The organism is Actibacterium sp. EMB200-NS6 (genome assembly GCF_001305615.1).
In the GTDB taxonomy this organism is placed as follows: domain Bacteria; phylum Pseudomonadota; class Alphaproteobacteria; order Rhodobacterales; family Rhodobacteraceae; genus Actibacterium_A; species Actibacterium_A naphthalenivorans.
Map to the genome: position 1 here is coordinate 2,838,068 of NZ_CP010869.1, position 26,217 is coordinate 2,864,284.

The window sequence follows — 26,217 nt, forward strand, 5'->3', positions numbered from 1 at the left end:
TCAATCTCCATCCAATGCGTTGAATCCCGCCGCGACGCCAAGCGCCGGGCCAAGGTCGGCTGCCGCAATCTCTCTGATCCGCCCGATCGACTGTTGCAGCGCCTCGACGCGCAGCCGGCCCTGCGGGTCCGCCACCCCGGCGAAAACCGGATCGTCGAGCCGCTCGGTCAGATCGAGAGACTGGGCGAAGGCCGCGTCGAGCGTCGCCGACGCCTCGGGCGAGATGGATGCAAGGCGCTGCGCCAGATCCCGCAGGGCGATCAGCGAGAGCTGCACATGGCGCAGGGAACGGCCGGCGCGGCGGGCCTCGGCGCGGGTGGGGCGGGGCTGATCGAACGTGCCCAGCGGCCGCCCGAGCCGGGTATCGGCGGTAAACTGAAGTCCGGTGGTCAGCGCCTTGAACAGCTCCTGCAGCACCTCCTCGTCCGAGCGGTAGACATCGCTGTTCTCAGGCGAGATCAGCAGGGCGGCATAGTGATCCTGCCAGTCCGTCAGGATGGCCTGCGCGGTATTGTCGACATCGGCGGCAACCGCCCGGATCAGGGCACAGCGATAGGCGCCCGACCCCAGCGCGCTGATCTGCGGGTCGTAGAGCAGGAACTCCAGCGCATAGAACCCGCGCGCCGCGATCGAAACGGTTTGGAAGGCGTCGGCGCTTTCCACCACCGGATCCTCGGCTTCGATCATGGCCGACAGCGCCTTTGGCGTGGCGCTGCGGGGATCGGGCCAGAACGCCAGCGCGAAGGCCCTGTTGCCGGTCTCGGTCGGGCCGAAGCGCAGATGGCTGACCCCGATCCAGGCGTCGAAGGCATCGTTGAAGGCGCCCCGCAGGCCCTCCGACGCCGCCGCGCAATCGGCCTGCGCCGCCTGCGACAGGGCGGCAGAGGCCGACGCCAGCCGGGTAAAGCCCGGAAGGATATGGGCCTCGACCACATCTTGTATCGTGGCAGACCGGTCTTGCGCCCAGCCGGTCAGAGGCGTGATCACAAAGGCAAGGAGGATCAGGAAACGCATGTCAGAGGCTCTCCAGAAAACGGATCAGCGCGGCGCGGTCGGCTTTCGGCATGGCCACCACGGCGTCGCGCATCGGCTGTGCTTCGCCACCATGCCACAGAATCGCCTCCAGCAGGGATCTGGCGCGGCCATCGTGCAGAAAATAGCTGTGGCCGCTGACGGTTTGGGTGGAACCGATCCCCCAAAGCGGTGCGGTGCGCCATTCCATCCCGCTGGCGCGGGCCTCGGGGCGGTGATCGGCCAGGCCCTCGCCCATGTCATGCAGCAAAAGATCGGTATAGGGCCAGATCAGTTGAAAGCTCTGCTCCGGCTGATCGGTCAGACGGTGGGTCACGAATTTCGGGGTGTGGCAGGAAATGCAGCCGGTTTCATAAAACACATGCTTGCCGTGCAGCACCTGCGGATCGGCGATATCGGGCCGGGCGGGCACGGCCAGGTTGCGGCTGTAGAAGGTGACGAGGTCCAGCCCCTGCGCGTCGATCTCCAGCCCGTCATGCGCGGCGTCGCCGCCATCGGGGGCCGCGCGGCAATCGGCCTGCGCTTCGGTGCAATCTCCCCAGCCCGCTGGAAACAGCGGGCTGGAAATGCCGATGTCACCGGCAAAGGCGGCGGCCGACTGGTGGCGGATGGTCGGGGCGCCGGCCTTATGGCCGAACCGGCCCAGCATCGGGCGCCCGAATTCCACCGACCAGACGGTGTTGGCGCGGCCCGATACCCCGTTTCCGTCGCGGTCATCCGGGTCTGCCCCGGCCAGGATATCCTCGGCCGGGATCGCCTCGAGCAACCCGAGACCGATCATCTGCGACGCCACCCGGGGCGACAGCATCGCGTCGGGGTGCAGCGGGCCATAGCCCAGATCCGCCGCCGTATAGCTGGGCTTGCGCAAGGTCGCGGTTTCCCCCTCGGACAGCGCGACCTCGATCTCCTCATAGGTGATCTGCAGCCGGTACTCGGCCGGGTGCCCCGCCACGCTGAAATCCTGAAGCTGCGTGCCGTAGGTGGGATCGGGCAGCGCGCCCAGATAGTCCTCGATCCCGGTCATCGCGGTGCCGGGGTCGGCGGGGATCGACACGCGCAGGAACATGGAAACGGCGCTGTCCTGCGGCCCCTCGGGCGGGTGGCCCCGCCCGTCCTTTATGTGGCACCGCTGGCAGGAGCGGGCGTTGTAGAGCGGGCCGAGCCCGTCGGAGGCCAGGGTCGATGACGGGGACGACACCCAGAGCTTCTTGAACAACCCGTTGCCGACCTTGAAATCCAGCTCGCGCTCAAAGCTGATGTTGCCCGATGGCTGCGAAAACGCATCCGCGTTCGTCCGCCGGCGCACCGTGGCCGACCCGGCCGGCAATGCCTCGAATTTCTCGGGCGCGCTGAAATCATGGGCCGGGGCGGTCACCATCGCGATCCGGGCCGCCTCGTCCTCGGTGCGCGGGACAACGGGAAGATGAGGGTCGCCCGCCAGAGCGGCGGGCGCCCAAAACGCCAAAACGCCCCAAAGGGCAAAGCCGGCAGATTTGCATCTGCGCGGCGCGATATCCTGCTCAGGTCTTGCCATCGGTCTTTTCATACGGGGACCGGCTGACACCGAGGCGTCCCTCTGTCAGCCGCCTTGTTGGGGCCGGGGCACGGGCCGCGCCCCGGCGGTTAGCGATTACTGGAACACGGCGCCGGGGTTGTCCAGACTGTCGGAGCCTTCGAAGGCGATCTGGTCAAGGTCGAGCGTGGTGACGACGCGCTCGATCGTCCGGGTCTGGTCGATCAGCCCCTCGACCCCGCCCATGACCAGGGTTTCCCCCGCGAGATTGCCCCGCTCCAGCATCTGATCATAGGAAAACCCTGCCTCGGCCGCCGTCTTGATCCGGCCAAGTGCCCTCATCGTGGCCGACAGTTTGCGCTGCATCTCGGCATCGAGATCCGCATCCGTCGCGGCCACAAGATCAGACAGAGACGGACCGGACACCAGCGTGCCGTCAACCCGGACATATTCGCCCAGATAGACGTTCTGCACCCCCAGCCCGTCATAGTAGTGGCTGTTGTGGGTGTTGTCCGAGAAACAATCATGCTCTTCCTCGGGGTCGTTCAGCATCAGGCCAAGGCGCATGCGTTCGCCCGCCTGCTCGCCATAGGAAAGGCTGCCCATCCCGGTCAGGATGGCCGAGAGGCCGGCATCTTCATGCGCCGTCAGGGCATTGCGTGCCGCGCCGCCATCGGCCCATTGCGCCGCCATCCATTCCAGATCGCTGACCAGAAGATCCGTCGCCGCCTGAAGATAGGCCGCGCGGCGATCGCAATTGCCGCCGGTGCAGGCGTCGCCGGTGGCGTAATCCGTCCAGGGCCGGTTACCGGCCCCATGGGCGTGCCCGTTCAGATCCTGCCCCCACAGCAGAAACTCGATGGCGTGATAGCCGGTGGCCACGTTGGATTCGATCCCGTCCGCTTCGTGCAGCGTGTCGGCCAGCAGCGCGGGCGTGATCTCTGCCGCGTCAATGCTCTTGCCCGACAGGGTGAAGCCGGGGTTTGCCACGACGTTCAGCACCGCAAAGGCGTTTTCGTCGGTCGGCCCGCCGTAAGAGCCATCCACATAGTCAATCAGCCCTTCATCCAGCGGCCAGGCGTTCACCTTGCCCTCCCAGTCGTCAACGATCGGGTTGCCGAAGCGGAACGCCTCGGTCTGCTGATAGGGTACGCGGGCGGCAAGCCAGGCGGCGCGGGCCTGCTGCAACGCTTCGGCCGAGGGCGCGGTGCCAAGGGCATTGACCGCCACCTGCAGGCGCTGCGCGGTGATCAGGCTGTCGCCATAGGCCGCGGCGGCGATGTCGGCATAGGTTTCCAGAACGGCGGCCTTGTCCTGGGCCATCGCGCCGGTGCCGAGTGAGGCGCACAGGGCCACGGCTGCCGGAAGAAGAGGTTTCATCGGTGGTTGTCCTTTCAATGTAGTCTCGATGTCGGCGATTGCGGCGCCAAGGCATCCGCCCCGCCGCTCAGCGCCATGCGTTTGAGGGCAAGCCCCAGATCCTCGGCCAGCGCGGCGATGCAGGGCGCCAGATCGCACCGAACGATCAGCGTGGCGATCAGCAGCGCGTCCTCGCGGCACCCATCGGCGGCACAGGCCACGAAATTGGCGAAACAGCTTTCGTCGGCGCCCAGGCAACGGCAGGAAATGTCGTGCCGCATGAGCGGGCGCCGGCCGTGGCGGGTGCACAGATCACACAACTGCTCCAGCGTCATCGCCGCCGCCTGCCCCTGATCGGCACCAAGCGCCAGGGTGAAATCGCTGCGCACCTGATCCTGCGCCGCCGGGCCGCTGCACCAGAGCCGCAGATAGAAGACGGCCCCCGCCTCGACCGGCCCCAGCTCGGTGATGTGGCCGACGGGCACGCCGCCACGATGTGATCCCGGCCCGGTCATTTGGTCAGGATCAGCTTGCCGGCGCGGGTGATGCGCAGGGTGTAGACCTGTTCGTCCAGCACGATCCGGGCCTGAACCCCGCCCCGGGTCAGATCCTCGGCCCGGTAGCAGGGCAGATCGCCGTCCCGCGCCTGCGGGGAGTTATGTACGGAATCCGCCGCCATCACCCTGACTTTCCCGGCTGTTCAAAATGGTCGATAAGCCATTCAAGGCAGAACCGGCCCGTCAGCCCCGCCCCCACAGCCAGAGCAAGCAGTTCGGACCGGTCGCACCCCGGCTTCGTTTGGTCGTACTCGCGCACCCTGTGATCGTTCTGAACGCGTTTCATCGCGGAAAACCTTTCATCTTTCGATTCGGGCTTCCCCGTCGGAACGAGCAGGGTGGCTGGAACATTTTTAAATCTGACTTAAACAATAAGGATTGTCAATCCGAGTTTTTTGCTCGGAAAATAAGGCAATTGGCCATAGCGTCGCAGCCCGTCGCGGCATGTATCCGACGCATGCACCGGCTTCCTCCGCTGTCATTGATTCCGGTCAAGGCGCCCCGGCTCGCATCGACTATGTTGATCAAATGATGCCCGAAAACTCGCGCCCCGTTGCCATCGCCGTCGATCGCGGAACCGTCGTATTGCCCGGCGATCTTGCACTGCCGCCCGCGCCGGGCGGGCTGGTGATTTTCGCCCATGGCAGCGGCAGCAGCCGGTTCAGCCCGCGCAACCGGGCCGTGGCTGAAAGCCTGCGGGCGCATGGCTTCGCAACCCTTCTGTTCGACCTTCTGACCGAAACAGAGGCCGCCGACCGCGCCAATGTGTTCGATATCACCCTGCTGGGCCGGCGCGTGGCCGACGCCGTTGGCTGGGCCCGCGCGGACACGGAAACCGCCGATCTGCCGATCGGGCTGTTCGGGGCCAGCACCGGCGCTGCGGCGGCGCTGGTGGCGGCGGCCCGGATGCAGGGCGCGGTTTCGGCTGTCGTGTCGCGCGGGGGGCGGCCCGATCTGGCAGGCGCCGCGCTGCCGGACGTGCGCTGCGCCACGTTATTGATCGTAGGCGGCGCGGATCATGGCGTCATCGCACTGAACGAGGCCGCGCTCGCGCGGCTGACCTGCGAAAAACGGCTGGAGATCGTTCCCGGCGCCACGCATCTGTTCGAGGAGCCGGGAACATTGGCTGCGGTCATCCATCTTGCCGCCGGGTGGTTCGGCGCGCATCTGCGGCCCCCGGCGGGATAGGCTCAGCCCTCTTTCTCGACCTTGATCTTCTTTGTCTTCTCGACGATCTCGGAGGGCTTGGGCACGGTCACGGTCAGAATGCCGTCCTTGACCCCTGCCTTGACCGAATCGGGATCAATTTCGAAGGGCAAGGTCATCATCCGGTAGAACGAGCCAGAGGAACGCTCGATCCGGTGAAACTGGCGACCCTCTTCCTCTTTCTTTTCGTCCTTCTCGGATTTCTTCTCGCCCTTGATCGTGATGCGGTTTCCGGTCACCGACACGTCGACATCCTCCATCGCGATGCCGGGAAGCTCTGCCGTGATGCAAACCTCGCTGTCTGTCTCACTGACGTTCGAGCGGATCGTGAAACCCTGATCCTTCGGAAACGGCCCGCTGCCGAAATCATCGAGCAGCGTGTTGATCTGCTTTTGCAGGGAATAAAACGGGCTGTCGGTGTCTTCTTTGCCGCCAAGCCAGGATGTGGGCAGCCAGTCACGGTAGGTCATGCGATGTCCTCCTAGAGAATCAAACACGTGAGAAATCCATGGCCGAGTCGCGGAACTGTTTCGCTGATCTGCATCAAAATCCGGGAGGGTGCGCGCCGCCGTCTGCCGGCCCCGGCGGCAGGATGACACCGGCGGGAAAGACAACCGGCGCGCGGGCCGCATCGACAAGCCGGGCCAGCGTCGCCGGATCAAGCCCGGCCTGCCCAAGAAACACGACGGAGACGCTGGCCCGGCCAAGATGCGCCATCACCGCGCCGGGATCGGCCGCGTCCCGCATCGAAACCGCCCCGGCCCCCAAGCGTGCCGCGGCGGCGGCGATACCGGCGTGCAGCGCGCGCGGCGCAAGCACGGTGATCGGGCGGCCGATATCGCGCGCCGCCTGCACCGCCAGCCCCAGCGCGGCATCATCCGCAGCACCCCCGGGAATGAATACGACATCGCCACTGCGCAAGGGCGCGCGTCGATGGCCCAGCAGGATGAGATCGCCCTGCCCCGCGATTTCCGACAGCAGCGGCAGCACCTGTCCCCGCCGCCGCGAAAAAGACCAGCGCAGCGCGCCGCTTTGCGCCAGCCGCGCCTGAAACGCCTCTGCATCCCGGCGATAGGCGGCCAGCATCCGCTCCAGGCTCAGCGGCGCCGCGCCAACCGCCTGCGCCCCCCGCCCCGCCGCGCAGGACAGGATCGCCTCTTCCTCGATCAGCAGGCCGACAAGCTCGCGCTCGGTCTGCCGTGCGAGCCCCACGGCAAAGCCGATCGCGCCTTCGGCATCGGCGAAAGAGGTCGCGCCAAGGATGATGCGGCCGGTTGGCGCGGGGGTGATCATGCCTCGCCCCCGTCGGAATTACCCTGCCGGGGTGTCGCGATGAATCCCTTCCGGGCCTCGGCGAAGGCGCGCAGCCTGTCTTCGGCGAGGCGGTTGATGCTGTCGCCCTCATACAGACCATCGGGCAGGCGCTGCCCGGCGGGGCGGTCCGTCAGCAGGGTCAGCCCTTGGGCCACGGTGCGGATGGGGATGATGCGGAACGCCCCCTCGGCGACCGCGTCGACGACCCGTTGGCGCAGCGCCAGATGCTGGATGTTGGCATGCGGGATCAGCACGCCCTGCCGCCCGGTCAGCCCGCGCGCGGCGCAGATATCGAAGAACCCCTCGATCTTTTCGTTCACGCCGCCGATGGCCTGTATATCACCGAACTGATTGACCGATCCGGTCACCGCGAAGGACTGATCGATCGCCACGCCCGACAGGGCCGACAACAGCGCGAAAAGTTCCGCCGCAGAGGCGCTGTCACCATCCACGCCGCCATAGCTTTGTTCGAACACGATGCTGGCCCAGAGCGACATCGGGATGTCCGGCGCGAAATTCGTGGCAAGAAAGCCCGACAGGATCATCACGCCCTTGGAATGCAGCGGCCCGCCCAGTTCTGCCTCGCGCTCGATATCCACAACCTTGCCGGTGCCCACGCGCACCCGCGCCGTGACCCGCGACGGCCGGCCGAAGCGGAAGCCGCCCAGTTCCAGCACCGAGAGCGCGTTGATCTGGCCGACCCGCGCGTCTTCGGTATCAATCAGAAGAATATCGCGGGTGATCGCCTCATGGCTCAACTCTCGCACCCGGCCGGCGCGGATTTCGGCGGCGGCGACGGCCTGATCGATCTCGACATCGCGGATCGCGGGCTGACCCGTGCGGCCCGCCCAATAATCAGCCTCGCGCAGAATGTCGGAGATCCGGTCGATATTCAGCGTCATCCGTTCACTGTCATCGGCAATCCGGGTGCTTTCCAGCAGCGCCCGCGCCACACCCGCCGCCGACAGCGGCCGTATCCCCGCCTTGCGCGCGATGGAGCCCAGAAGCCGGGCGTAGTGATCGGTGGCCTCGGGCGTGCGCGGCACCGCATCATTGAAATCGGCCTGCAGCTTGAACAGCGTGGCGAAGTCCGGATCGACCGCCGCCAGCAGGTAGTAAAGCACGCGGTCCCCCACCAGGATCACCCGCACGTCCAGCGCAATCGGGTCCGGCTCGAGCGAGACGGTGGAGATGAGGCTCATCTCCTCGCCCGCCGAGATGATGCTGATCTTGCCGGTCTTGAGGCTGCGCTTCAGCGCGCCCCAGGCGAAAGGCTCGCTCAGCAGGGCGCGCGCGTCCAGGATCAGATAGCCGCCGTTGGCGCGTTGCAGCGCGCCCGGCTTTATCATGGTGAAATCGGTGAACAACGCGCCCATCTGGCTGGCATGCTCGACCCGGCCGATCAGATTGGCCAGGGTCGGCAGGCTTTCCTCGACGATCGGCGCGCCGGCCGGATCATCCGCGGTATGCGACACCATCGGGTTGACGACATAGCGCCGGAACTGGGGTTTGGCGAAATGCCGGCTCGTGGCGACGGGAAACGCCCCGGCCTGCGGGCCATCCTCGCGGATCAGGAACAGTTCGGGGTTTTCGATCAGATCCTTGCGCACCCCGGCAATGTATTTTTCGATCACCTCGACGCCGCGCAGATCGTGAAAGGCCTGGGCGATGGCCGCATCCACGCCTTCCTCGGCCAGCGCCAGGTTCAGCTCTTCGACACGTGCCCGGCTGGCCTTCTGATAGCGGGGAAGCTCTTTCATAACCTCCTCCATCTCGCGCCGGGTCTGATCGACCTGCTTCTCGATCTCCTGTTGCCGCGCCTTGGGCAGCTTTTCGAACTTGTCCGGCGAAATAACCGCCCCGTCGCGCATCGCGGCCACCGCATAGCCCATCGGGGTGCGCAGGATTGCCACGTCGCGGCCGCGCGCACGCTCGAACAGCGCGCCCATCGCCGCTTCGTGCTTTTCCGAGAATTCCTGCTCGATGGCATGGCGGCGGCTTTGGTAATCGTCGGATTCGAACAGCGTGGGAATGTCATTGGCCAGATCGTCGATCAGCGTTTCCATGGCGTGCTTCAGGCGCTGCGCCATCCCGGGGGCCAACCGCATCGCCCGTGGCTTGTGCGGCGCGTCGAAGTTGTTGACATAGACCCAGTCGTCGGGCACCGCGCGTTTCTGTGCGGCGGGCGCCAGAACCTCGCGCGTGGCATCGTGGCGGCCGCTTCCGGGCGTGCCCAGCACGAACAGGTTGAAATCGCTGTGCCGCGTCTCGGCGGCCATGCGGATGGCATCAAGCGCGCGGTCCTGACCCAGCCAGCCGTCGAGCGGCGGCAGATCCCGCGTTGTGTCAAAGGCAAAGGCGCCTTTGTCGAAACCTGCGGACAGGGCCGCCGGTTCCAGTGCTGCGGGCTTTGGCGGATGCGGCATCGGGCCCTCGTGTGACTGGTTGCGATCCGGTGTCACCAAACATGCTTCGGGATCCGGTGCCTTGAGTCAAATCAACTGGCCCGCGATTGCGGTGATCCTACTGCCGGACCATGCTGAGCGCCCAGGCCAGCCGCGCGGCCGCCTCGACACCGTCGATGACGTTGACCGGCATCTCGGCCCGCGCGGTCTCAAGCAGGGTCACCATTCCGGCACAACCCAGCACCACGCTTTCGACGCCGTCCATTTCCACCGCGCGGCGCATTTCGGCCAGCACGCGGGGGGCCGCCTCGGCCGGGTTGTCTTCCAGATCAAGCACGCGAACCCCGCTCGCCCGCACCCGGACCAGGGCGCCGGACAGGCCGTAAGAGCGGATGTTGTTTTCAAGAATGGGAACCGACACGCTCAGCGTTGTCACCACCGAAAACCTTGCCCCGGCCAGCGCGGCAAGGTGATAGGCCGCCTGCCCGATCCCGATCACCGGGCAGGCCGCCAGCGCGCGCGCCTCGGCCAGGCCGGTATCGTCAAAACAGCCGATCACGATCGCCGCGGCGCCATCATCCGATGCCTTTTGCACCAGATGCAAAAGCGGCGGCACCGCCCGGTCGCCATCCTGCGGCCCCTCGATCGCGGCGGGGCCACCGGTGGATGTCCAGCCCTCGAAAGCCGCGCCGGGCACGGCGGCACGGGCCGATGCCAGCATCGCGCGGGTCATCGCCTGGGTGCTGTTGGGGTTGATGAAGACGATGGTCATGCCCGGTCAGATCATGCCCTTGCCCGCGTCCGACCCTGCCCGAGACCGGCGCCGGGTGGCGATCCGCGCGGTCAGCAGGAACACGGCGATGATGAACAGCGAAAACACCGTGGTCAGCGTGCCCAGCGCGTAGAGGACGGGGGATGTGACATTCGTCGTCATCCCGTAGATCTCCAGCGGCAGGGTGTTGTAGCTGCCGGCGGTCAGCAGGGTGCGCGCGAATTCGTCATAGGACAGGGTAAAGCCGAACAGCGCCACGCCGATCAGCGAGGGCGCGATGATCGGGATGACCACATGGCGCAGGGTCTGCCATGCGGTCGCGCCCTGATCGCGGGCGGCTTCCTCATAGCTTTTGTCAAAGCGGTTGAAGACCGCGAACATGATCAGCAGGCCGAAGGGCAGCGTCCATGTCAGCTGCGCGCCAAAGCCCGAGGTGGCCCAGTGCACGGTCAGCCCGAGCTGCGAAAAGATCAGCCCCACCCCGAGCGAAATCAGGATCGACGGGATCACCAGTGCCGTGATGATCAGATAGAACACCACGTTCGAGCCCGCAAAGCGCTTGCGGAACGCCAGCCCGCCCATCACCGAGACCACGACCGTGGTCACCATCACCATCAGCCCCAGCACGAGGCTGCGCGCGAAAGAGCCCCAGATATCGCCCACCGCCTGCTGCTCGAACAGGTTGAAGAACCAATGGGTCGATACCCCGTTCATCGGGAAGGTCAGCCCCCCGTTCGGCCCCTGGAACGACAGGATGCCGATGGTCAGCGTCGGGCCGTAGAGAAACAGCAGGAACAGGCAGAAAAACGCGGCGAGAACGTAGAAAGACCGGGGGCGCGGTTCCATCACAGCTCCTTTCGGATATCGACAAAGCGCAGCAGCAGGCCGATCACGATCAGCACCGTCGCCAGAAGCACCACGGCGGTGGCCGCGGCCGAGGGGTATTGCAGCAGCGCGATGTCGTTGGAGATCAGCCGCCCGACATTGGCCGACTGGCTGCCCGACATGAAGCGCACGGTGATGAAATCGCCCATCACCAGCGTGACTACGAAAATGGTGCCGATCATGATGCCCGGCTTGGACAGCGGGATGATCACGTTCCACATGATCTGCGCGCCGGTGGCGCCCGCGTCGCGCGCGGCCTCGATCAGGGATTTGTCGATCCGCATCATCGTGTTGAAGATCGGCACCACCATGAACAGCGTGTAAAGATGCACGAACGCCAGGATCACCGCGAAATCGGAATAGAGCAGCCAATCCAGCGGCGTGTCGATCACCCCGGCCGAGATCAGCGCCGAATTGGCGATACCGTTGCGCCCCAGAAACGGGATCCATGAGATCATGCGGATGATGTTCGAGGTCCAGAACGGAATCGTGCACAGCAGGAACAGCGCGATCTGCCAGGTCTGGCTGCGCACATGGAAAGCCAGGAAATAGGCCACGGTAAACCCGATCAGCAGGGTGCAGGCCCAGGTGATGACCGCGTATTTGAACGTGTTCAGGAACACCTTGTAGGTGACGGGAGAGCCGAACAGGAATTCGTAATTCTCGAAGTCGAACGCCGGGACGATGGAAAATTCAGTCGCCTGCCAGAAGCTGACGATCACGATCATCACGATCGGCAGAACCAGAAACAGGGTCAGCACCAGCGTGAGCGGAGAGGCCAGAAGCCATCCCGAAACGGTCGGACGCGACAGAAATCTTTGCATGGGATCATCCAGCGGAAGGTGGATCGGGGGCGCCGCACGGGCGCCCCCGGTTGTGAGATCAGGCCGCGATGAACTCGTTCCACTTGCGAACCATATACTGGTTCTCGTCCATCACCGCGTTCCAGCAGGCGACGGCGCCCATACGGTCGTAGAACGAACCGCCGTCGCGCACCGCGCCCGCCTTTTCCATCACCTGCCCGAAGGGGTTGGTGATATCGCCCTCTGCCGGCTTGCCCTCGAACCAGAAGCCCCACTCATCGGCCGTCATGTAGTTCTTGGAGGTTTCGGGCACGGCCGAATAATAGCCCTGACGCATCAGGAAGCCGCCGACCCAGCCGTCGAGATACCAGTTGATGTATTCATAGGCCGCTTCCAGCTCGAGCCCGGTCAGGTTCTTCGACAGGCCGATACCGCCGCCCCAGCTGCGGTAGCCTTCCTTCAGCGGCTGATAGACGCAGGGGATGCCCTTGGATTTTACCGCGGTGATCGCGGGCGACCACATCGACTGGATGACGACCTCGCCCGAGGCCATCAGGTTGACGGATTCGTCGAAGCTTTTCCAGAAGGCGCGGAACTGGCCGGCCTTCTTGGCCTCGGTGAAGATCGCCATGGTCTTGTCGATCTCTTCGCGGGTCATGTTGCCCTTGTCGCCATAGGCGATCTCGCCCATCGCCTCGCAGACCATCGCCGCGTCCATGATCCCGATCGACGAGATGTCGAGGATGCTGGCCTTGCCCTTGAATTCCGGGTTCAGCAGCTCTGCCCATGTATTGATCGGGCGGCCGATCAGATCGGGGCGGATGCCCAGCGTATCGGCATTGTAGATCGTCGGAATCAGCGTCATCCAGCCTGATTCGTAGTCCACGAATTCAGTGCCGCCGGGGCCCTCGACAAAGCCCACGGTGTGGGGCGCCGTACCTTGGGCGATCTCGCTTTCGGGGGTCAGTTTGCCGTTGCGGAAGATGCCCACGATCTTGTCGTAGTTCTTGATCTTGCCGGTATCCATCGCCTGCAGGTTGCCGGTCGGCCAGACCTTCTTGCAGATCCAGTATTCGATATCGGCGATGTCGAAACTGCCCGGCTGGGTCGCGGCGCGCTGGGTGACGCTGTCGGAATCGAGCGCCGTCATCTCCAGTGTGAAGCCCAGATCCTCTTTCACCTTGTCGGCCACCTCATTGAGGTTCGACACCCCGGTGCCGAACTGGCGCAGCGTCACGTCCTTGATGTTCTGCGCCCAGATCATCGGCGCGCCCAGCGTGCTGGCGCCCACGGCGGTTGCGGCCCCTTTCAAAATGCTGCGGCGGCTGAGTTTCCCTGTCGTTATCGTCATGCTGTTCTCCTGTTGGTTTTCGCGTTTGCTCGGTCAGGCCTTCAAGGGATGAAGCTGCCCTGTCTCCCATGTCAGACCGATCCGGTCGCCCGGCTGTCTGGGATTGTTGAAAAAGATCGCTTCGGGCACCTGGGCGACCAGTTCCTGATCCCCCATGATCCGCGCGTTCAGCGATACATGCGTGCCCTGATATTCGATGCCCGTGACGCTGGCCTCGACCAGCCCGGTGCCGGGGCCCGTCACCTGCACCGCGTCGCTGCGGATGGCGAACGTCCCCTCCGGCAGGCCGACAACATTGTGCCCGCCCATGAACCGCGCCACGAACTCCGTCTTCGGGGCGTTGTAGACCTCGCGCGCGGGGCCGGCCTGTTCGATTACCGCGTTGTTCATCACCACGATCTCGTCGGCCAGGGCCAGCGCCTCGTCCTGGCCGTGGGTAACGTGCAGAAAGGTGATGCCAAGCTCGCGCTGCAGCTTCTTCAGCTCGCTGCGCATGCGGATACGCAGGAACGGGTCCAGCGCCGAAAGCGGTTCATCCAGCAGCAGCACCTGCGGCCGCGTGATCAGGGCGCGGGCCAGCGCGACCCGCTGCTGCTGACCGCCCGAAAGCTGATCCGGCATGCGGTCGCCAAAGGCGGTCATGTCCACCAGCTCCAGCATCTCGCCCGCTTTGGCGGTGCGCTCGGCGCTGGAAACGCCCTTCATCTTCAGGCTGAAGGCGACATTGTCGGTAACGCTGAGATGCGGAAACAGTGCATAGCTCTGGAACATCATCGCGGTACCGCGTTTTGCCGGCGGCAGCGCCGAAATATCACGCCCGCCCAGCAGAATGGATCCGTCCGAAACCGCCTCGTGCCCGGCGATCATCCGCAGGGTCGAGGATTTGCCGCAGCCCGAGGGGCCGAGCAGGCAGGCATAGGTGCCCGGTTTGAACCGGTGGTTGATCGCATCCACCGCCACGGTCGTACCGTAACGCTTGGTCAGCGACACCAGTTCAAGATCAAGTTTGGCGTTTTCCATCGGCCCCCCGCGCTTGTTGCGTTCTTTTGAGCCGCGCAACATGGCGCGCGACAATGACGAACAGCGCCGGGGACCGGGCCATGCCGCGAGTTGGCGCGTTTTTAAGCAAAAGTTGATTGCGCCGATTAATTATCGAACACAGTGTTGTATACAATAAGGATATATTACGGATGCAAAATCGGCGCCGCTTGTCGACCCATGCCAGGTCTGGCACATGATCGGAACGAGGATCAGTGATATGAACAAGCCCGCCCGTCCGGCCCCCAAGGAACTCAAGCAAAACGCGGCCAGTGCCACCGTCGCCGAAGGGCTGGAGCTTGCCATTCACGAACACCGGCTGGCCCCCGGCACCAAGCTGGGCGAAGACGAGATCGGCGAGATCTATGGCGTATCCCGCACCGTCGTACGCTCTGCCTTGCAGGCACTGGCGCATGAGCAGCTTGTTCAGATCGAGCGCCACCGCGGCGCGTTCGTGGCACAGCCCAGCCTGCGCGAGGCGCGCGAGGTGTTCGAGGCACGCGAGCTGCTGGAACCCCGCACCGCCCATTCCGCGGCACTGCGCGCCGTCCCCGAGGATATCGAGCGTCTGCGCCGGCATATCGAAGATGAACATGCTGCCCTTGCCGCATCCGACAGTGGCCGGGCCGTGCGCCTGTCGGGTCTGTTTCACATCGAGATTTCGCGGATCGCGGATCAGAACACCATCGCGGGGTTCATCGAAACCCTGATCGCGCGCTCTTCGCTGATCATCGCGCTGTACTGGCGGCGTGAAAGCGCGCTGTGCGAAAGCCATGCGCATCACGCGCTGCTGGAAGCGATCGCTGCCAATGACGCCAAGCAGGCCGAAGAGCTGATGCGCAGCCATCTGGTGGATCTGCATTCGGCGCTGGACCTGCGTGAAAAAGGCGCCGCGCCCCGCTCGTTGAAAGAGGCGCTGATTGGACCGGGTTGAGCATATGACCCGCGCGGATCTGGAATGCGTTCTGGGCTGGGCGGCTGATGAGGGCTGGAATCCTGGCCTGGATGACGCAGAGGCGTTTCTGGCTGCAGACCCCGAGGGGTTCTTCCTGAAACGGGTCGGCGGCGCGCCGGCGGCGGCGGTTTCGGTCGTCAACCACTCGGATGACTACGCCTTTCTCGGGCTTTACATCTGCGCCCCCGCGTTTCGCGGGATGGGTCATGGGCTGGATGTCTGGAACGCCGGGCTGGCCCATGCCGGCGGCCGGACGGTGGGCCTTGACGGTGTGCCGGCGCAACAGCAGAATTATGTGCGCTCGGGCTTTGTGCGCGCGGGCCGGACCATTCGCTACGAAGGCCGGGTAAACGGGCGCGACGCGGCCAACCTTCGCCCGATGCGGGCCTCGGATATCCCCGCGATCCTCGCGCTTGACGCGGCGCAGACGGGCACCCGGCGTGACAGGTATCTTTCCGCCTGGCTGACCGCCACGTCCACCCGGCAGGGCCTGGTTATCGAGAGGAACGGCGCCATCGCCGCCTGTGGCACCGTGCGCGCCTGTCGGGCGGGGGCGAAGATCGGTCCGTTCATGGCCCTCCGCGCGGGTGATGCCTCGGACCTGATGGCCGGGCTTGCGCGGATCATTGGCCGGGCACAGCTTTTCATCGACGTACCCGACAGTTGCCACGACTTTCACGACCTGCTGGCCGGTCGCGGCTTTGCACCGGTCTTCGAAACCGCGCGGATGTACCGGGGGCCCGCCCCCGCAACCGCCTACGCCCCGTTCCACGGGGTGGCCACGCTGGAGCTTGGTTGACCACCCGCCAATCCGCGCCTTCCCTGCCGCCAAATGCCCACATCGCAGAGAACCAGGGAGGAATTATTAACTGATTGATTTCAAACAGGATTACTTGGCGGTGCATTCTTTGCACCGGTAATGTGAAATTATAGCATTAGAAGTAAACATTAATACAGCGCAGGCTCGGCCCATGCTCGCGCCACGCTTCGCCCGTGGCACAATTCAGCCACAGGGGAAAACACAGATGACAGGAACCACCTCAAGACGCGATTTTCTGAAATACGGCAGCGGCGTGATCGGCGCCTCGATGCTGCCCTTTCTGAAGGCACTGCCGGCCCGTGCCGCGGGCGGCGACGTTCTGGTCGCCGTGACCGGCCAGACCATCAACAGCCTCGATCTGCACCGGACCGGCACCAACCGCGCCTCCTATCAGGTGGCGGTGAACTGCTATGACCGGCTGGTGTCCTTCGGCACCAAAGAGGCCCCGGGCGGCGGGCTTTCCTATGACTATTCGGTCATCGAGCCGGAACTGGCCGAAAGCTGGACCATCTCCGACGATGGGCTGACGATGACCTTCAAGATCAAGCCGGAGGCCAAATTCTGGGACGGCACCAAGGTGACCGCCGCCGATGTGAAATGGTCGTTCGACCGCGCCGTTTCGGTGGGCGGCTTCCCGACCGTACAGATGAAGGCCGGCGGCCTGATCGCGCCCGAGCAATTCGAGGCGGTCGATGACGAAACGTTCGTGATCCACCTTGAAAGACCGTCGAAGCTGAGCCTGCCCGATCTGGCGGTGCCGGTGCCGTTCGTCATCAATTCCAAGGTCGCGATGGCCAATGCCACCGCCGAAGATCCCTGGGCGATGGAATATCTGCACAAGACCCCGGCCGGGTCCGGCGCGTTCAAGGTGGCGAAATGGGCGCCGGGCGAACAGCTCGTCTATGAGCGGAACGACGACTGGGCCGGCGGCCCGCTGCCGGGGCCCAAGCGCGTCATCCTGCGCGAAGTGCCCAGCCCCGCCACCCGCCGCGCATTGATCGAGCGGGGCGATGTGCAGCTTTCCTTCGACATCCCCAACAAGGATGCCGCCGAACTGGCCGACAAGGTCACGGTCTATTCCACCCCGATCGAGAATTGCATGCACGTGGTCGGCCTGAACACCACGTTCGAGCCGTTCCAGGATCCTGACGTGCGCAAGGCCATCGCCTATGCCATTCCCTATGAGGATATCTTCCAGACCGCCGCCTATGGCCGTGGCGCGCCGCTCTGGGGCGGCAGCACCGAGATCGACGATATCGCATGGCCGCGCAAATCGCCTTATTACACCGACATGGACATGGCCCGCAGCCATCTGGAAAAATCGGCCTTCGCCAAGGGGTTCGACGTGCCGTTCTCCATCAGCCTCAGCCTGGCCGACTGGATGGAGCCCACGGCGCTGCTTATTCAGGAAAGCCTGGCCGGGCTTGGCATCACCAGCGAGATCGAAAAGATCCCCGGCGCCAACTGGCGCACCGCGGCACTGGTTGAAAAGCGGCTGCCGCTGCACCTGGAAAACTTCGGCGGCTGGCTGAACACGCCTGATTACTATTTCTTCTGGGCCTATCAGAAGGGGCATCTGTTCAATTCGTCCAATTATGAAAACCCCGAGATCGAGGCCTTGGTCGACGAAACCCTGCACATGTCGATGGAGGATCCGCAGTATATGCCCAACATCAAGCGCATGTTCGCGATCGCCTTCGAAGACCTGCCGCGCATCCCGCTCTGGCAGCCGGCGCTGAACGTCGCCGCGAACGGGGCCGAAGGGTATGAGTTCTGGTTCCACCGCCAGCTCGACATCCGGCCGCTGAAAGGGGCGTGAACCGGAATGTCCGCGCGCCTGACCTCTGTTCTTTCGCGCATCGCGCAGGCCATCCCGGTGGTGATCGGGGTCGTGGTCATCAGCTTTGTGCTGACCCGCGCCCTGCCCGGCGACCCGGCCGTGTATTTCGCAGGGGCGGCGGCGGATGAGGCCTCGATCGCCGAGGTGCGCGAGGCACTTGGCCTCGACAAGCCGATGCTGCGGCAGTTCATCATCTATGTCGGCGATCTCGCGCGCGGCGATCTGGGGCAGTCGATCTCCAGCGGGCGGCCGGTGGCCGAGGATCTGGCCAGCCGGCTGCCCGCGTCGCTGGAACTGACGCTGAGCGCGCTGCTGCTGTCTTGCGCGGTGGCGGTGCCGCTGGGGGTGCTGGCCGCAACGCGGCCGGGCTCGCCCGTCGATCACCTGTGCCGGGTGCTGGTCACGGCGGGGGTATCGCTGCCGACCTTCTTTACCGGCATCTTGCTGATCTATGTGTTCTACTACCTGCTGGGCATCGCGCCGTCGCCGCTAGGGCGGCTCGACTTCATCTATATCGAACCCGATCACGTGACCGGCTTTTACCTGATCGACGCGGCCCTTGCCGGGGATGCCGAGACATTTCTGGGCGCGCTGAAACAGCTTGTGCTGCCCGCGATCACCCTGGCGCTGTTCACCATGGCGCCGATCGCGCGGATGACCCGCGCGGCGATGCTGGGCGCGCTCAGCGCCGATTTCGTGCGCACGGCACGGGCGGCGGGGCTGACCAACCGCACGGTGCTATACGGCTATGCCTTCCGCAACGCGCTGTTGCCTGTCGTCACCACTCTGGGCATGGTGTTTTCCTTCACGCTCGGGGCGAATGTGCTGGTCGAAAAGGTCTTCGCCTGGCCCGGCATCGGCTCTTACGCGGTCGAGGCGCTGGTGGTGTCGGATTATGCCGCTGTTCAGGGCTTTGTGCTGGCGATGGCGTTTCTCTTCGTCCTGCTCAACCTCGTGATCGACCTGGCCTATACGCTGATCGATCCGCGCATCGGGTTTGCCGCGAAATGACACAGGTATCGCCAGACAGCGCGGAACGGCCCCGTTCGAGCGGCGCGCTTGACCACCTGATCTATGTGCTGAAGGCCAATCCGGTCACGCTGCTGGCCTTCGTGATGTTCGCGCTGATCGTGATCTCGGCGCTGTTCGGCCCGGCACTCGTTCCCTATGACCCGCTGCAATCGGATGCGGCCAACGCGCTCCAGGCCCCCTCTGCGGCGCATTGGTTCGGCACCGACAGCCTGGGCCGCGACGTCTTCAGCCGGGTGATCGTGGCCACACGGCTGGATCTGGTGATCTCGGTCGCGGCGGTGGCGCTGTCGTTCGTGCTGGGGTCGGTTCTGGGGGCTGTCGCTGGCTATTGGGGCGGCTGGATCGACGTGGTGCTGAACCGCATCCTCGACACGATCATGGCTTTCCCGCTGTTCGTGCTGGCGATGGGGATCGTCGCGGCCATGGGCAACACGATCGAGAATATCATCTACGCCACCGCCATCATCAACGTGCCGTTTTACGCGCGGCTGGTGCGGGCCGAGGTCAACATCCGGCGCGGGGCGGGCTTCGCGCTGGCGGCGCGCCTGTCGGGCAATTCAGACCTGCGCGTGCTGGCGCTGCATATCTTCCCGAACGCGCTGCCGCCGATGATGGTGCAGGTTTCGCTCAATCTGGGCTGGGCGATCCTGAATGCGGCCGGGCTCAGCTTCATCGGGCTGGGCGTGCGCCCGCCGACGCCGGAATGGGGGATCATGGTGGCCGAAGGCGCCAATTTCATCGTGTCGGGCGAATGGTGGCTGGCGGTGTTTCCGGGCCTGTGGCTGATGTTCGCGGTCTTCACCTTCAACCTGCTGGGCGACGGGTTGCGCGACATCGTCGATCCGCGCAAAAGGACGTGAACGCGATGCTGTCGATCCGCGATCTTGCCGTTTCCTTCCAGACCCGCCGGGGCGCGGTGAACGCCGTGCGCGGGGTCAGCTTCGATGTGGCCACGGGGGAGGTTCTGGGTATCGTCGGCGAAAGCGGGTCCGGCAAATCGGTCACCTCTTATGCGCTGATGCGCATCCTCGATGCGGGCGGGGCGATCACGGCGGGCGATGTCAGCTATTCCGGGCTCGACCTGCGCCGCGCCTCCGAAGCCGACATGCGCGATATTCGCGGGCGCGAGATTTCGATGATCTTCCAGAACCCGCGCGCCGCGCTCAACCCGATCCGCAAGGTTGGCCATCAGATCGAGGATGTGCTGCGCCGCCACGCAAAGGCCACCCGGCAGGACGCGCGGCAAAAGGCGATCGCGGCGCTGGAGGCCGTGCGGATCACCGATGCCGAGGCCCGCTATGACGCCTATCCGTTCGAGCTTTCGGGGGGCATGTGCCAGCGGGTCGTGATCGCCATCGCACTGGCCTGCGATCCGCGCCTGTTGATCGCCGACGAGCCGACAACGGGGCTGGACATCACCACCCAGAAGGCGGTGATGGAACTGGTCAGCGCGCTGATCCGGGCACGCGGCATGGGCGCGATCGTGATCACCCATGACCTTGGGCTGGCCGCGCAATATTGCGACCGGATCGTGGTGATGAAAGATGGGCAGATCGTCGAGACCGGCGATCCGGAGGCGCTGTTTGCCCGGCCCCGGCACGCCTATACCCGCAAGCTGGTCGACGCGACCCCGCGCGCGGGCGAGAGCATCCGAAGCCTGCTGCCCGCCGAGATCCGCACGCCCGACCTGCCCCACAAGGTGCATGAGCGCCCGATTCTGGCGGTGCGCGACCTGACCAAAACCTATCGCGGAAAATCCGGGCCGGTTCATGCGGTTCGTGGCATATCCTTCGAGGTGAAAGAGGGGCAAAGCGTGGGGCTGGTCGGGGAATCCGGCTGCGGCAAATCCACGACCTCGGAAATGCTGGTGCGGCTGCTCGATCCGACCAGCGGCGAGATCCTGTTCGACGGGCAGGATATCGCGGGTATTCCGGCCGGGCGCTTTGCCCGCAACCCGCGCCGGGGCGACATTCAGATGGTGTTTCAGGATGCGACCGACAGCCTGAACCCCCGCCACAGCGCCCGTCAGACCATCGCCGACCCGCTGCGCCGGCTTGGCGGGATGGGAGGGGCGAAACTGGCCGCGCGTGTGGACGAGCTTGCCGATCTGACCGGCCTGCCGCGAACGCTGCTCGACCGGTTTCCACATCAGCTTTCGGGCGGGCAGAAGGCGCGGGTAGGCATCGCGCGGGCAATCGCGCTGAACCCCCGGTTTCTGATCCTCGACGAACCCACCGCCGCGCTTGACGTCTCGATCCAGGCGGTGGTGCTGAACCTGCTGGCCGATCTGCGCGCGGCACTGGGGATGAGCTATCTGTTCGTCAGCCACGACCTGCATGTGGTGCGCCTGCTGTGCGACCATGTGATCGTCATGAAGGGCGGCGAGATCGTCGAACAGGGACCGGCGGAGCAGGTGATGGCATCGCCTGCCCACCCCTATACGCAAGAGCTTTTGTCGGCCGCGCCGAAACCGCCCGCCCGGCGGCTGGTGCCCGCGCCCTAGCCCCGGCTGCGCCCCCATTCGCGCATCATCACCGCCACCGCGCAAGAGGCCAGCCGCGCCTGTTCGTCATCGGCCCGGCTGGTCAGGATGATCGGGCAGGATGCGCCAAGCACGATGCCGCCTGCCTGGGCATGGGCGATGAAGGTCAGCTCTTTGGCCAGCATGTTGCCCGCCTCGAGGTTGGGCACGACAAGGATTTCCGCGTGGCCCGCCACCGCCGAGGATATGCCCTTGGTGCGCGCGGCTTCCAGATCGATGGCGTTGTCCATGGCCAGCGGCCCGTCCACCAGCCCGCCCTTGATCTGCCCGCGATCGGCCATTTTCGACAGCACCGCCGCGTCGATGGTCGAGGGGATGCGCGGGTTGACCGTTTCCACCGCCGACAGGATGCCGACCTTCGGCATCTCGATCCCCAGCGCATGCGCCAGGTAGATGGCGTTCTGAACGATATCGACCTTCTCTTCCAGATCGGGGGCGATGTTGATGGCCGCGTCGGTGACCATCAGCAGGTGATCAAGCCCCGGCACATCCATCACGAAAACATGCGACAGGCGGCGGTTGGTGCGCAGCCCGCCGACCTTCTTGAGCACCTGACGCAGAAGATCGTCGGTATGAAGATTGCCCTTCATCAGCGCCTTGGCGCGGCCCTCATGCACCATCTTCACCGCCTGCGCCGAGGCGGCGGAATGATCGGGGATATCCACGATCTCCAGCCCCGACAGGTCGGCGCCGATCTCTTCGGCGGCGGCGGCGATCTTCTTCGCACAGCCCACCAGGATGGGGTGCAGCAGCGTGTGCCGATAGGCCAGAAGCGCACCGCCGAGCGAGGCGTCATCCTCTGGCGCGACAACCGCCGTCGGCATCGGCTCCAGCGGTTCGGCGCGGGCCAGGATACGGTCGAAATGCGCATGGGTCTGCACTGTCAGGCCCGGAACATCGCGGATGTCGATGGCCACCTTGCGTTCCGGGGCAAGCACAACCGCCTCGCCCTCGGCGATGCGGGTGCCGTCGGCCTGTTCCACCCAGGTCTCGAAGGTGGCGAGATTGCCCTCGCCCTTTGACAGCAGGCGCACCTTGGCGGTGATTTCATCGCCTGCGTGGGCGCGGCCCAGAAAGGTGAGCATCTGGCTTTTGTAAAGCGTTCCCGGGCCGGGCAGGAAATTTCCCAGCACCCCGGAGATCAGCGCCCCCATCCACATCGAGGGCGCCACCGCCTCGGGCTTGCCATCCCCGTCACCGTCTTCCTTGGGAAGATGCATCGGGTTCAAATTGCCCGAGGAATTGGCGAAAACGTAGAAATCCTCGGCCCGGCAGGTGTGGGTGGTTTCCGCCTCCATGCCGATCTCCAGATCGGTCCAGGGGATATTGGTGTGCAACGTCATCAGAGCAGCCTCCTTGCCGGGATCAGGCGCCAGCCTGTGGGCTGAACGTAACCCTTTCGTGACCGGCCCCCAAGCGTTTCAGGCGGGGTGCCGCGGAATGCCGCGGCCCGCGCATCGTTTTGCGGCTGTCTCTTCCGGTTTCCCCGCGCAGGGCCTATCAAGGCGCATGCCTGTAACGCTCCATTCCCTCTCCGATCTGCCCCGCCTGCCCTTCGACGAGGTGATCGACGTGCGCACCCCCGCCGAATTCGCGGAAGATCGCATTCCCGGCGCGATCAACCTGCCGGTTCTCAGCAATGAGGAACGCGCCCGCGTCGGCACGATCTACACCCAGCAAAGCCCGTTTCTGGCGCGCAAGCTGGGCGCGGCGCTGGTGGCGCGCAATGCCGCACGGCATCTTGAAACCACCCTGGCCGACAAGCCCGGCGGTTATCGCCCGTTGGTCTATTGCTGGCGCGGCGGGCAGCGGTCGGGCTCGTTCACACTTATCCTGCGGCAGGTGGGCTGGCAGGCCGACACGATCGAGGGCGGCTATCGCAGCTTTCGGCGGCTGGTGCAGGCGGATCTTTATGAAAAGCCCTGGCCCTGCCCCGTCGTGGTGCTCGATGGCAATACCGGCACGGCCAAGACCGAACTCTTGCCGCTGCTGGCCGCCGAGGGCCTGCAGGTGATCGATCTGGAGGGGCTGGCGAACCATCGCGGCTCGCTGTTCGGGGCGATGACCGCCGGGCAGCCTGCGCAGAAGGGGTTCGAAACCGCGCTGGCCATGGCCGCCGCCGGGCTGGACCCGTCGCGCCCGCTGGTGGTCGAGGGGGAATCGAGCAGGATCGGCCAGATCAACATTCCCGCCGGGCTGTGGGCCGCGATGAAAACCGCGCCACGGCTGGTGGTTCAGGCACCGCTGGCCGCACGCGCGGCCTATCTGACCCGCGCCTATGGCGACATGATAGAGGATCGCGCCCGGCTGGACGCCACGCTGCGGCTGCTGGCCCCGCTACACCCGCGCGAACGGGTCGAAGGCTGGCTGGCGCTGGTGGCGCAGGGCGCGTTCGCACAGCTTGCCGCATCGCTGATGGCCACGCATTACGACCCGCGCTATGAAAAACAGCGCGGCCGGTTCGACGATCTGCCATCATACACGGTGGCACTTGAAACGCTGGACCCCGCCGCGCTCGCCGCCGCCGCGCCAGAGCTGGCCCGCGCCGCGCATATGCTCAGCGCAGGGCGATAAGCGGCGGGCCGTCCACGATTTCGCCGATACAGGCCGCGTGCGCACCCGCGGCCCTCAGATCGTCCAGAATGCGGGCCAGATCATCGCCCGGCACCGCGGCCAGCAGCCCGCCCGCCGTCTGCGGATCGCACAGCAGGGCGCAGCGGGCGTCGCCCGCATCCGCCCCCGCCACTTCCGACAGCATCACCGCGTTCTGCGGATAGAGGCTGGAGCGCACCCCGGCCTCGGCCAGCGCCAGCGCCCCGTCCATCAGCGGCACATCCGCCAGCCGCAGATCCGCCCCCGCGCCAGAGGCCCGCAGGATGGTCAGCAGATGCCCCGCCAGTCCATAGCCTGTCACGTCGGTCATCGCACGGGCCACCGGCGCCAGCACGCCCGCCGCGGGGCCAAGCGGCGCGGCCATCTGCGCCAGCGCGGCGGCGATGTCGGCGCCACGGGCCCTGCCCTGCATCTCGGCCGCGAACAGCGTACCGCTGCCGATCGGCTTGGTCAGGATCAGCGCATCGCCCGGCCGCGCGCCCGCCAGCCCGACGGGGGTGCCATCATGCAGGCCGGTCACGGTGAACCCCACCGTCAGCTCGGGTCCGACAGAGGTATGCCCGCCCACCAGATCGGCCCCAGCAGCGCCGAAAACCGCGCTGGCCGCCGCCATGATCTCGCGCAGCGTATGCTCCTGCATCCGGTCGCGCATGCGGGGCAGGATCAGCGTGGCAAGGGCGGCCTGCGGGCGCGCGCCCATCGCCCAGATATCGCCCAGAGCATGCACCGCCGCGATGCGGGCCATCATGTAAGGGTCTTCGATGAAGGCCCGGAAGTGATCCGAGGTGATCACCTGCACCCCGTCGCCATGGCGCAAAACCGCCGCGTCATCGCCCGCGCCATGCAGCACGTCCGGCCGCGTTGGTGCCGGCAGCCCGGCCAGCCCGCCCCGCAGCACGCCTGCCCCCGGCTTCGCCGCGCAGCCGCCGCAGGGCGGCACGCCCCCGGCCAGCATCTCGCCGACGCCCGCCGCCGCCTCTGCCGGGATGTCTTGAACGGCGTTCATCTTCGGTAGATCATGAAACTTCCCCATGAACTTGCGATCGATCCGGTCTTTCCAGCGCCACAGCGCATCACCTTCCAGCCGCAGGCCCAGCTTGTCGGCCACCGCATGTTTGCGCCCGGTCGAGATCAGTTTCAGGTAATCCTTTTGCGGATGGTAGCCGCGCCGGGCGCCCCCGGTCAGATCGGCGCGCAGGTTATGGGCCAGCACCGGCGCCTGCCGCACCGCGAACACCCCCGCCTTGGGGCGGGGTGCATGGGTCATATGGGCGCAATCGCCCGCCGCATAGATCAGCGGATCGTTCAGCGTGCGCAGATCGGGGCCGATGTCGATGAACCCGTCGGTCAGCTGCAGCCCGGTGTCCGCCACCCAGCCCTGCGGCCGCGCGCCCGCCGCGCCAATGGTGATGCCGCCGGTCAGCACCTCGCCGCCCTCCAGCTCCACCCCCTCCGCCGTGACCCGCGCGATGCGGATACCGGTGCGCAGATCGACACCCTGTTCGCCCATCTGCGCCAGCAGCGCCCGGCGCGCACCGTCGCCGATGCCGCGCAGGGCGGTGTCTGCAGCCTCCAGCAGCGTCACCTTTCCGGCCACGCCTTCCTGTGTCAGGCGATGCGCGCAGGCCAGCGCCAGTTCCACCCCCGCGACGCCGGCCCCGATGACCAGAACGCAAGGGGCGGCATCGCCGGCCCTGACCTGTGTCACGTACCTCTCCCAGCTTTCGGCGAAGGGGCCGAGCGGTTTGGCGGGCACGGCGTGTTCGGTGAACCCCTCCAGCGCGGGCAGGTCGGAGCTGATGCCGATATCGACCGAGGCAAGATCATAGAATACCGGTGCGCGCCCCTCGACCTCGATCAGCCGGGCGTCGCGGTTGATGCCGGTGGCCCGGCCCAGCACCAGCCGCGCCCCGGCGAAACGCGCCAGCTTCACCAGATCAATCTCCAGCTCATCCCGCGCATAATGCCCTGCCACCAGCCCCGGCAGCATCCCCGAATAGGGCGCGGTCGGGCCGGGATTGATCAGCGTCAGCCGCGTGCCGGGCAGCGGCTTCATCCCCCATTTGCGCAGGACCAGCGCGTGGGAATGCCCGCCGCCGATCAGCACCAGGTCTCGGGTCAGGGGAAGGGGGCTGTGCATGGGGTTGGCGTCCGCTGGATGTTACCCGCCAAGACTTAGC

At 65.7% G+C, this 26,217-nt stretch carries 23 protein-coding genes; 8 read left to right on the plus strand and 15 right to left on the minus strand.

The features are described from left to right. The 5 genes from TQ29_RS13755 to hemP all read right to left on the minus strand — a co-directional run bounded on the left by TQ29_RS13755 (window position 1) and on the right by hemP (window position 4,583). Complete coding sequence (locus TQ29_RS13755; protein WP_054539623.1) at window positions 1-1,014, minus strand: imelysin family protein; 1,014 nt, start codon at window positions 1,012-1,014, stop codon at window positions 1-3. A gap of 1 nt (window position 1,015) precedes the next feature. After that, entirely contained in the window at window positions 1,016-2,566 is a 1,551-nt protein-coding gene (locus TQ29_RS13760; protein ID WP_082386654.1) for a di-heme oxidoredictase family protein, read from the minus strand. A gap of 96 nt (window positions 2,567-2,662) precedes the next feature. Next, window positions 2,663-3,925: an imelysin family protein gene (locus tag TQ29_RS13765; protein ID WP_054539624.1), complete on the minus strand. Its 1,263-nt coding sequence runs from the start codon at window positions 3,923-3,925 to the stop codon at window positions 2,663-2,665. Between the two features lie 14 nt (window positions 3,926-3,939). Continuing rightward, the gene (locus TQ29_RS13770) at window positions 3,940-4,419 is read right to left on the minus strand and encodes a hypothetical protein (RefSeq protein WP_037208540.1); all 480 of its coding nucleotides are present in this window, start codon (window positions 4,417-4,419) and stop codon (window positions 3,940-3,942) included. Then, a complete protein-coding gene (hemP, locus tag TQ29_RS20340; protein WP_082386655.1) occupies window positions 4,416-4,583 on the minus strand; it encodes a hemin uptake protein HemP in 168 nt (55 codons plus the stop codon). The genes TQ29_RS13770 and hemP overlap by 4 nt, the downstream gene beginning before the upstream one ends. A gap of 409 nt (window positions 4,584-4,992) precedes the next feature. Between hemP and TQ29_RS13775 the strand changes: the two genes are divergently transcribed. Further along, window positions 4,993-5,649 carry a dienelactone hydrolase family protein gene (locus tag TQ29_RS13775; RefSeq protein WP_054540454.1) on the plus strand — a complete coding sequence of 219 codons (657 nt, stop codon included), beginning with the start codon at window positions 4,993-4,995 and terminating at the stop codon, window positions 5,647-5,649. A 2-nt stretch (window positions 5,650-5,651) separates the two neighbouring features. On the opposite strand, the gene TQ29_RS13780 is transcribed toward TQ29_RS13775, so the two are convergent. The 8 genes from TQ29_RS13780 to TQ29_RS13815 all read right to left on the minus strand — a co-directional run bounded on the left by TQ29_RS13780 (window position 5,652) and on the right by TQ29_RS13815 (window position 14,217). Continuing rightward, window positions 5,652-6,137, minus strand: coding sequence for an Hsp20/alpha crystallin family protein (locus tag TQ29_RS13780; protein ID WP_054539625.1), 486 nt, complete (start codon window positions 6,135-6,137; stop codon window positions 5,652-5,654). A gap of 73 nt (window positions 6,138-6,210) precedes the next feature. Beyond that, window positions 6,211-6,960 (minus strand): hypothetical protein, encoded by a 750-nt coding sequence (locus tag TQ29_RS13785; protein ID WP_054539626.1) that lies wholly within the window; start codon window positions 6,958-6,960, stop codon window positions 6,211-6,213. Continuing rightward, window positions 6,957-9,407 (minus strand): Lon protease family protein, encoded by a 2,451-nt coding sequence (locus TQ29_RS13790; RefSeq protein WP_054539627.1) that lies wholly within the window; start codon window positions 9,405-9,407, stop codon window positions 6,957-6,959. The genes TQ29_RS13785 and TQ29_RS13790 overlap by 4 nt, the downstream gene beginning before the upstream one ends. Window positions 9,408-9,504: 97 nt before the next feature. Next, window positions 9,505-10,158: an aspartate/glutamate racemase family protein gene (locus TQ29_RS13795; protein ID WP_054539628.1), complete on the minus strand. Its 654-nt coding sequence runs from the start codon at window positions 10,156-10,158 to the stop codon at window positions 9,505-9,507. Window positions 10,159-10,164: 6 nt separating this feature from the next. After that, window positions 10,165-11,004, minus strand: a complete 840-nt coding sequence (locus tag TQ29_RS13800; protein ID WP_037208533.1) for an ABC transporter permease — start codon at window positions 11,002-11,004, stop codon at window positions 10,165-10,167. Beyond that, window positions 11,004-11,867 carry an ABC transporter permease gene (locus tag TQ29_RS13805; RefSeq protein ID WP_054539629.1) on the minus strand — a complete coding sequence of 288 codons (864 nt, stop codon included), beginning with the start codon at window positions 11,865-11,867 and terminating at the stop codon, window positions 11,004-11,006. The genes TQ29_RS13800 and TQ29_RS13805 overlap by 1 nt, the downstream gene beginning before the upstream one ends. Before the next feature lie 58 nt (window positions 11,868-11,925). Next, on the minus strand, window positions 11,926-13,197 hold the full coding sequence (locus tag TQ29_RS13810) for a PotD/PotF family extracellular solute-binding protein (RefSeq protein WP_054539630.1): 1,272 nt from the start codon (window positions 13,195-13,197) through the stop codon (window positions 11,926-11,928). Between the two features lie 33 nt (window positions 13,198-13,230). Next, window positions 13,231-14,217, minus strand: a complete 987-nt coding sequence (locus TQ29_RS13815; protein ID WP_054539631.1) for an ABC transporter ATP-binding protein — start codon at window positions 14,215-14,217, stop codon at window positions 13,231-13,233. 238 nt (window positions 14,218-14,455) lie between these two features. Between TQ29_RS13815 and TQ29_RS13820 the strand changes: the two genes are divergently transcribed. From TQ29_RS13820 to TQ29_RS13845, 6 genes are all read left to right on the plus strand, one after another. Beyond that, window positions 14,456-15,169, plus strand: a complete 714-nt coding sequence (locus tag TQ29_RS13820; protein WP_037208525.1) for a GntR family transcriptional regulator — start codon at window positions 14,456-14,458, stop codon at window positions 15,167-15,169. Then, the gene (locus tag TQ29_RS13825; RefSeq protein WP_235974515.1) at window positions 15,156-15,989 is read left to right on the plus strand and encodes an N-acetyltransferase; all 834 of its coding nucleotides are present in this window, start codon (window positions 15,156-15,158) and stop codon (window positions 15,987-15,989) included. Before TQ29_RS13820 ends, TQ29_RS13825 begins: the two co-directional genes overlap by 14 nt. A gap of 226 nt (window positions 15,990-16,215) precedes the next feature. Then, complete coding sequence (locus TQ29_RS13830) at window positions 16,216-17,829, plus strand: ABC transporter substrate-binding protein (RefSeq protein WP_054539633.1); 1,614 nt, start codon at window positions 16,216-16,218, stop codon at window positions 17,827-17,829. A gap of 6 nt (window positions 17,830-17,835) precedes the next feature. Further along, the gene (locus TQ29_RS13835; protein WP_054539634.1) at window positions 17,836-18,861 is read left to right on the plus strand and encodes an ABC transporter permease; all 1,026 of its coding nucleotides are present in this window, start codon (window positions 17,836-17,838) and stop codon (window positions 18,859-18,861) included. Continuing rightward, the gene (locus TQ29_RS13840; protein WP_054539635.1) at window positions 18,858-19,742 is read left to right on the plus strand and encodes an ABC transporter permease; all 885 of its coding nucleotides are present in this window, start codon (window positions 18,858-18,860) and stop codon (window positions 19,740-19,742) included. Before TQ29_RS13835 ends, TQ29_RS13840 begins: the two co-directional genes overlap by 4 nt. 5 nt (window positions 19,743-19,747) lie before the next feature. Beyond that, window positions 19,748-21,385, plus strand: a complete 1,638-nt coding sequence (locus TQ29_RS13845; protein WP_054539636.1) for an ABC transporter ATP-binding protein — start codon at window positions 19,748-19,750, stop codon at window positions 21,383-21,385. On the opposite strand, the gene TQ29_RS13850 is transcribed toward TQ29_RS13845, so the two are convergent. Further along, entirely contained in the window at window positions 21,382-22,767 is a 1,386-nt protein-coding gene (locus TQ29_RS13850) for a bifunctional enoyl-CoA hydratase/phosphate acetyltransferase (protein ID WP_173585965.1), read from the minus strand. The two genes, TQ29_RS13845 and TQ29_RS13850, sit on opposite strands and share 4 nt — an antisense overlap. A 166-nt stretch (window positions 22,768-22,933) precedes the next feature. Between TQ29_RS13850 and mnmH the strand changes: the two genes are divergently transcribed. Then, complete coding sequence (mnmH, locus tag TQ29_RS13855) at window positions 22,934-23,998, plus strand: tRNA 2-selenouridine(34) synthase MnmH (protein ID WP_054539638.1); 1,065 nt, start codon at window positions 22,934-22,936, stop codon at window positions 23,996-23,998. On the opposite strand, the gene selD is transcribed toward mnmH, so the two are convergent. Then, window positions 23,982-26,177: a selenide, water dikinase SelD gene (selD, locus tag TQ29_RS13860; RefSeq protein ID WP_054539639.1), complete on the minus strand. Its 2,196-nt coding sequence runs from the start codon at window positions 26,175-26,177 to the stop codon at window positions 23,982-23,984. The two genes, mnmH and selD, sit on opposite strands and share 17 nt — an antisense overlap. Between the last annotated feature and the right edge of the window lie 40 nt (window positions 26,178-26,217).